We start from the raw sequence: 245 nt of genomic DNA on the forward strand, positions 1-245 counted from the left end.
GGGGTGCCGATTCGTATCGGGGTCAACGCGGGGTCGTTGGACAAGCGGTTGTTGGCGAAGTACGGGAAGGCGACGCCCGAGGCGTTGGTGGAGTCGGCGTTGTGGGAGTGCTCGCTCTTTGAGGAGCACGGTTTCCGGGACATCAAGATCTCGGTGAAGCACAACGACCCGGTGGTGATGGTGAATGCGTACCGGCAGTTGGCTGCGCAGTGTGACTATCCGTTGCATTTGGGTGTGACGGAGGC

At 61.2% G+C, this 245-nt stretch carries 1 protein-coding gene; it reads left to right on the forward strand.

Features of this window, described 5'->3' with window-relative positions; genetic code table 11:
- The coding region (locus AAHZ94_RS35425) for a flavodoxin-dependent (E)-4-hydroxy-3-methylbut-2-enyl-diphosphate synthase (protein WP_349997727.1) at window positions 1–245 on the forward strand (245 nt) is incomplete at both ends.

This window comes from Streptomyces sp. HSW2009, from assembly GCF_040240285.1.
Taxonomy (GTDB): Bacteria; Actinomycetota; Actinomycetes; order Streptomycetales; family Streptomycetaceae; genus Streptomyces.